The sequence below is a fragment of the Streptomyces sp. NPDC005070 genome (genome assembly GCF_053600395.1).
The window spans coordinates 1-5,224 of the sequence record NZ_JBSFZS010000265.1 but is presented as its reverse complement, the minus strand read 5'-3'; the positions used below and the strand labels follow the sequence as shown (position 1 = coordinate 5,224).

Sequence of the window (5,224 nt, the reverse complement as noted above, 5' to 3'; positions counted from 1 at the left end):
GGCGCGATGAACCTGGGCCTGCTGCTCTGGTACAGCGTGCCGATGGCGCTGGCCGCGATCGGCATGCTCGTGGTCGTCGCGGCCGTGTTCCTGGTCCCGCACCTCGGCCAGCCTGCCGAGCGCGCGCTCGATGTCGGTGGGGTCGATGCGCATGCCGCGCACCTTCACCTGGGCGTCCATCCGCCCGGCGACGACGAGGTCACCGGCCCCGGTCACCCGGCCCCGGTCGCCGGTGCGGTAGAGCCTGACCGGTGTGCCGTCGACCTCGACGGTCGTGAACTTGGCGTTCTCGGGGCCGGAGGCGCCCAGGTAGCCGGCGCCGACACCGGCCCCGGCGATGCAGATCTCGCCGTCCTGTCCCGCCCCGACACCGCGCAGTTGCTCGTCGAGGAGGTGGATGTCGGTGTTGTACGCCGGCCGGCCGACCGGGGCGATGTCGTGCTCGCCGGCCCGGTATCCGGCGAGGTCGAAGGACGTGGCCACGTCGGTGCACTCGGCCACGCCGTACTGGTGCAGCAGGGTGCAGGTGTTGCCCTCGCGGCGCATCCAGTCGGTGAGCCGCTCGGGCTTGAGCGCCTCCCCGCCGAAGAGCACGTAGTCCAGGCGGGTGAGGGCGTCGCCGCCGCGCGCCTTCTCCCAGTCGATCAGCACGTACAGGGTGCTGGAGGCGCAGTGCACGACGCGGATGTCGTGCTCGCGCAGGGTGCGGTAGGCGAGCATGGCGTCGAAGTTGCGGCTGGCCAGCAGGTGTTGGGTGGCGCCGCAGAACAGCGGTGTCATCAGGGCGCGTTGGGAGAGGTCGAAGCCGAAGGCGCTGACGACGAGGTTGTTCGAGCCGCTGTGCAGGCCGTATTCGAGCCTGAGCCAGTTCATCAGGTTGAACCAGCCCTCGTGGCGCACCGCGGTCAGTTTCGGTGTGCCGGTCGAGCCGGAGGTGAAGACGGCGTAGCAGAGGTCGTCGCCGGTGACGGGGATGCCGGGCGAGGTGGCCGGCAGGGTCGCCAGGTGCTCGCCGAGTTCGTCGAGGTCGACGACGTCGACGGCCGCCGTCTCGACCATGGCGGCCGTGGCCGGGGAGGCCACGATCAGGGCGAGATCGGGGACCTGGCCCAGCAGGAGCTGGAGCCTGGCGGCCGGGTAGGCCGGGTCGAAGGGCACGTAGGCCGCGCCCGCCTTCAGGGTGCCGAGGAGGGCGACGAGCAGGTCGATGGAGTAGTCGAGGCAGAGGCCCACCTTCGCGCCCCGGCCGTGTCCGCGCGCGGCGAGGAAGTGCGCGAACCGGTTGGCCCTCGCGTCGAGTTCGGCGTACGTGACCTGCCGGCCGGCCCGGACGACGGCGACGGCGTCGGGGGTGGCCTGCGCGTGTGCCTCGAACTGCTGGTGGACGACGGGCGCCGAGGGCAGGGCGACCCGCTTTCCCTGAAGGATCATCAACTGACTCCGATATGAGGGGTGTCCGGTGGGACGGGCCGCCGGCCCACCACGCGGTACGCGTCCGGGCGGTGCGCCGGTGGGTGGTGCGCCGTGGGCGGTGCGGTGCGGGGGTGCAGTGCGGGTGGTGCAGTGCGGGTGGTGCGCCGTGGGTGGTGCGGTGCCGGTGGTGGGCGCTGCCGGTTCAGGCGGTGCGCCGGCCGGTGGCGGGCCGGCCCGGGGTGGGGCGGTCGGCGGTGTGCGGGTCGGTGGTGTGCCGGTCGGTGGTGTCGAGCATCCGGGTGACCCACTGGCCGACGGGCAGGCCGTGCTCGGCGGCCGCCCGGGAGTAGTGCTCCAACTGGTCGGCGGACAGCTCGATGGTGAGCGTGGTGACCTGCCGCCGCTGCCCGGTGGCGGCCTGCCGCCGTTCGGTGACGGCGGGCTCGGCCGGCCTTGGCAGGTGCGCTTCCCGCTTCGCGGTGCCGGTGTCCGGGCAGGTGCCGGTCTCGTCGCTCTGCGCGGCCAGGCCGGCGCGGACCGCCCTGCGCAGTTCGTTGCGCGACCACTTCTGCTGTTCGGCCCGGCGCAGCCAGTAGTCCTGCTCCGGCGGCGAGAGGCGGGTGACCTCGGCGTGGTGGGCGAAGCTGAGGCTGTCGCGCCTGCGGTGGTGCTCGAAGCGGCGGGCCACCCACGCGTAGTTGCGCAGGGTCTGGTAGTCGAGCCCGGTGCGCTCGATCGCCTCCTTGTAGCGCCGCCACCCGTAGGTGGCCTCACCGTAGAGCAGCCAGTCGGCGAGCCACCACGCGGAGGAGTTCACCAGCTCGCGCAGGTTGGCGCCGATCCGCTCCCAGGACCGCTCCGGCAGGTTGGGAGGCAGGACCATCCCCGACTTCTGCACCGTGGCCTGCGATCCCACGAAGGACAGGACCACGTCGCCCTGCGCCGGCGCACGGCCGGCGTCCACGGGCCCCGGTCCGGGCCTGCCCGCGGTTCTCACAGCCCCCGTCACAGCCTTCAACTCCCCACTCGAAGTGTCTTCCTGGGCGCGGACCGGCCGGGGTGGACGACGGCGTCGTCCCGGTCGGGTCCGCGGGAGGGGCGGCGTTCAGTCCGCCGCCATGGCCTCCTGCAGGCTCTTGGGCCGCAGGTCGGTCCAGTTCTGCTCGACGTACTCCAGGCACTCGGCCTTGGCCGCCTCACCGAAGACCACACGCCAGCCCGCGGGCACCTCGGCGAACACCGGCCACAGGGAGTGCTGCTCCTCGTCGTTGACGACCACGTAGAAGCGGCCGTCCGCGTCATCGAAGGGGTTCGTGCTCAACTGGGCACCGTCCTTGTCGGTCAGGGGGACTCGGGATTCGCGCATTCGCCCGGCCGGGTGCGCGGGGCACCGGGCGCGGGTCCGCCGGCCGGTGTCCGTCCGGTCGACGGGACACCCGCGCTGTCCGGTCGACAGGACAGCCGGCGCCGGTGGCGGCCCCGGCGATGCCTCGAAACCGTAGGGAGCGCGCCGTCGGCGCTACAAGGTCGGCGGCCCCGCCGGCCCCCCGGCGTGCGCCCGCACCTACGCACCGCGGTGATCCCCTGTACCGGGCCGGTTTCCTGTGCCACGATGCCGCGCCCGCGGACCGCCGGGCACACCTGAGTCCCGCTCGAGGGCCGCCTGACCAGCGGCGGAGTCCCCGCGGTGCCGCGTCCTTCCGGCCCGGCCGCGTTAGTCGTGCGGCCCGATCCGGGGGGGAGCGATGGACAGCACCCGATGCGCCCTGCGCCTGTTCGTCCTGCACCACGCGGGCGGCTCGCATGTGCTCTACCGCCACTGGGCGGCCGGGCTGCCGGACACCTGGGACGTACGGCCGCTCGACGCCCCGGGCCACGGACTCCTTCTCGATGTGCCGCAGATCGACGACGCCGGCCGGCTGGCCGACTTCCTGCTGCGCGGCATCGCGCCGGAACCGGGGGTCCCCTACGCCCTGTTCGGGCACAGCATGGGCGCCCTCGTGGCGTACGAGATCACCCGGCGGGCCGTGGATCGGGGCCTGCCCCCGCCGGTGTGGGTCGGTGTCTCCGCACGCCCCGCGCCTCAACCGGCGGGGCAGCGGGCCGGGTTGCACGAGCTGGACGACGCCGAGCTGCGCACGCGGCTGAAGCTGCTCGGCGGCACCCCCGGCGCCGTCTTCGACGACCCCGGCCTGTGGGCCCTGTTCGACCCGGTCATCCGGGCCGACCTGCGTCTGGTGGACAACTGGCGCCCCGCTCCCGGCGCCCCTCCCCTGCCCGTGGCGCTGTCCGCCTACGCGGGCGCCGAGGACCGCTCCGCCTCACCGCGGCGGATGGCCGGCTGGGCCGGGCACGCCGAGCGCTTCCTGGGCCTGCGGGTCTTCGAGGGCGGTCACTTCTATTTCCAGGACGATCCCGCTCCCCTGCTGCGGCAGATGGCACGGGACGCGACCGCGGCGCTGGACGCGGCCCGGGCCCGGTCCCTTCCCTCTCCCCCGCGCTGACCCCCCGTCCGCACACACCCGCACCGGCCCTCTGCCGCGTGCGCCCGCGCTGCCCCGTCCCGCACACACCCGCGCTGCCCCGTCCGCGTGCGCCCGCACTGCCCCCCGTCCGCGTGCGCCCGCGTTGCCCCCGTGCGGGTGCGCCCGTGCGGACGGCGTGCGGCCCGCGACCGGACAGGGCGCCGGTGACCGCCACCGCGACGACGGGCCACACCCGGCGCACATCCCGACTCCCCTCCCCCGCCGGTAGAACGACCAATTCCGGCCTCTCGCGGGCGGGGCGGCGAACGCCGGGAGGGCACCGTACCTGCGCCTTTTCGGCCGCGGCGTTGCCGCACGAGCTGGCCGCGAGCCAGGTGACCTACGGTGCCGCCACGAACCGCACCTGTACGGATCCAGCCAACGTGCGGACACGACGAAGAGACGGGGAAGAGACGATGACGATGCGGAACAGGCCAAGAGCCGGCGTGGTCGGTCTGGCGGCGGTGGCGCTGACGGCCACCGTCCTCACGGGTCCCGCCCTGGCATCGGGTGACACGGCCGCGGGGGCGGCCGGCCACCAGAACACGCAGGCGGCGATCGAGGCGGCCGTCGCGGCCGGTGTCCCCGGCGTGAGCGCCGAGGCGCGGGACGCCGCCGGCGTCTGGAAGAGCGCGGTGGGCGTCGGCAACCGGGCGACGGGCGCGCCGCGCGGCAAGAGCGACCGCTTCCGCACCGGCAGCATCACCGACACGTTCGTGGCGACGGTCCTGCTCCAGATGGAGGCGGAGAGGAAGCTCAGCCTCGACGACCCGGTGGAGCGCTATCTGCCCGGTGTGGTCGGCGGCAACGGCAACGACGGCGGTGCGATCACCGTCCGTCAGTTGCTGAACCACACCAGCGGCCTGTTCGACTACCTCGCCGACGTGTCGTATTACCAGACGTACACCATGGGCGACAGCTTCCTGGCGCACCGCTACGACACCCTGACGGCCCAGCAGCGCCTGCAGGTGGCCTTCTCCCACGCGCCGTTGTTCCAGCCCGGCGCCCGGCACGCGTTCTCCCACACCAACGACCTGCTGGCGGCGTTGATCGTCCAGAAGGTGGCGGGCAGGCCGTACGAGGACGAGGTGCGCCGGCGCATCATCAATCCCCTGGAGCTGAAGTCGACGTCCAACCCCGGCACGAGCAGTGAGCTGCCCCGGCCGAGCAGCCGCGGCTACTCCAAGCTGTCCCCCGGCGCGGCCGCCGCCGGCCCAGCCGCCATGGTTGTCGCCGGCCAGGGCGAGGGCCGTGGCCAGTCCCGTTCCGGGGACGGCGAGGGCGGC

Annotated in this window: 4 protein-coding genes and 1 pseudogene; 2 read left to right on the top strand and 3 right to left on the bottom strand. The window is 73.8% G+C overall.

Annotated features, from left to right (window positions below):
* Positions 1-153 precede the first annotated feature (153 nt).
* The 3 genes and pseudogenes from ACWEBX_RS37245 to ACWEBX_RS37235 all read right to left on the bottom strand — a co-directional run.
* Positions 154-1,431: pseudogene (locus ACWEBX_RS37245) on the bottom strand (AMP-binding protein); the annotation flags it as partial.
* A 184-nt stretch (positions 1,432-1,615) separates the two neighbouring features.
* On the bottom strand, positions 1,616-2,377 hold the full coding sequence (locus tag ACWEBX_RS37240) for an LmbU family transcriptional regulator (RefSeq protein WP_451889166.1): 762 nt from the start codon (positions 2,375-2,377) through the stop codon (positions 1,616-1,618).
* A 141-nt stretch (positions 2,378-2,518) separates the two neighbouring features.
* A complete protein-coding gene (locus tag ACWEBX_RS37235) occupies positions 2,519-2,734 on the bottom strand; it encodes an MbtH family protein (RefSeq protein ID WP_328443621.1) in 216 nt (71 codons plus the stop codon).
* 424 nt (positions 2,735-3,158) lie between these two features.
* Here ACWEBX_RS37235 and ACWEBX_RS37230 point away from each other — a divergent pair, with 424 nt between their 5' ends.
* Both ACWEBX_RS37230 and ACWEBX_RS37225 read left to right on the top strand, forming a co-directional pair.
* Complete coding sequence (locus tag ACWEBX_RS37230) at positions 3,159-3,917, top strand: thioesterase II family protein (protein WP_451889165.1); 759 nt, start codon at positions 3,159-3,161, stop codon at positions 3,915-3,917.
* A gap of 437 nt (positions 3,918-4,354) precedes the next feature.
* Positions 4,355-5,224 (top strand): serine hydrolase domain-containing protein (locus ACWEBX_RS37225; protein WP_451889164.1); only part of this gene is annotated, 870 nt, incomplete at its 3' end.

Coding starts and splice junctions, on each gene's coding strand:
- ACWEBX_RS37230 (WP_451889165.1), top strand. CDS start 3,159: ATGGACAGCACCCGATGCGCCCTGCGCCTGTTCGTCCTGCACCACGCG.